Genomic DNA, 1,658 nt, shown 5'->3' on the forward strand with positions numbered 1-1,658 from the left:
CGGTTCTCCATAGAAAGGAGGTGATCCAGCCGCTCGTTCTCGAACGGCTACCTTGTTACGACTTCACCCCAATCATCGGCCCCACCTTAGACAGCTGACTCCTTACGGTTATCTCACCGGCTTCGGGTGTTACCAACTTTCGTGGTGTGACGGGCGGTGTGTACAAGGCCCGGGAACGTATTCACCGCAGTATGCTGACCTGCGATTACTAGCGATTCCAACTTCACGCAGGCGGGTTGCAGCCTGCGATCCGAACTGGGGTCGGGTTTATGGGATTTGCTCTGCCTCGCGGCTTTGCTGCCCTTTGTTGCCGACCATTGTAGTACGTGTGTAGCCCAAGACATAAGGGGCATGATGACTTGACGTCATCCCCGCCTTCCTCCAGGTTATCCCTGGCAGTCTCCTATGAGTCCCCGCCATTACGCGCTGGTAACATAGGATAAGGGTTGCGCTCGTTGCGGGACTTAACCCAACATCTCACGACACGAGCTGACGACAGCCATGCACCACCTGTTTTCGTGTCTCCGAAGAGAGGGACCTATCTCTAGGTCTTTCACTCAATGTCAAGCCTTGGTAAGGTTCTTCGCGTTGCGTCGAATTAAACCACATACTCCACCGCTTGTGCGGGCCCCCGTCAATTCCTTTGAGTTTCAATCTTGCGATCGTAGTCCCCAGGCGGGGTACTTATTGCGTTAACTCCGGCACAGAAGGGGTCGATACCTCCTACACCTAGTACCCATCGTTTACGGCCAGGACTACCGGGGTATCTAATCCCGTTTGCTACCCTGGCTTTCGCATCTCAGCGTCAGACACAGTCCAGAAAGGCGCCTTCGCCACTGGTGTTCCTCCCAATATCTACGCATTTCACCGCTACACTGGGAATTCCCCTTTCCTCTCCTGCACTCAAGACTTCCAGTATCCAACGCCATACGGGGTTAAGCCCCGCATTTTCACGTCGGACTTAAAAGCCCGCCTACATGCTCTTTACGCCCAATAATTCCGGACAACGCTTGCCACCTACGTATTACCGCGGCTGCTGGCACGTAGTTAGCCGTGGCTTCCTCGTCAGGTACCGTCAATACAAACGCTTATTCAACGTTCGCACATTCGTCCCTGACAACAGAGTTTTACAATCCGAAGACCTTCATCACTCACGCGGCGTTGCTCCGTCAGACTTTCGTCCATTGCGGAAGATTCCCCACTGCTGCCTCCCGTAGGAGTTTGGGCCGTGTCTCAGTCCCAATGTGGCCGTTCATCCTCTCAGACCGGCTACTGATCATCGCCTTGGTGAGCCGTTACCCCACCAACTAGCTAATCAGACGCAGGCCCATCTTCCAGCGATAGCTTATAAATAGAGGCCATCTTTCATCCTTCCTCCATGCGGAAGAAGGATCACATTCGGTATTAGCATTCCTTTCGGAATGTTGTCCCCAACTGGAGGGCAGGTTGCCTACGCGTTACTCACCCGTTCGCCACTAAGAATTTACCGAAATAAATTCTCCGTTCGACTTGCATGTGTTAAGCACGCCGCCAGCGTTCGTCCTGAGCCAGGATCAAACTCTCCAAAATAGAATTATTTTGAAAAGCCGCTTGGCTCTTGAAAATACTAGCTTTGATTTTTTTACTTCGTTGTCTCGAAGTGACTCGATCTCATCACC

The 1,658-nt window shown here is 52.7% G+C and carries 1 rRNA gene; it reads right to left on the reverse strand.

The features are described 5' to 3' along the window. Nucleotides 1-13: 13 nt before the first annotated feature. A 16S ribosomal RNA gene (locus tag DW089_RS11220) occupies nucleotides 14-1,569 on the reverse strand. Nucleotides 1,570-1,658: the final 89 nt, after the last annotated feature.

Source organism: Acidaminococcus sp. AM05-11 (assembly GCF_003472805.1).
Lineage (GTDB): Bacteria > Bacillota > Negativicutes > Acidaminococcales > Acidaminococcaceae > Acidaminococcus > Acidaminococcus hominis.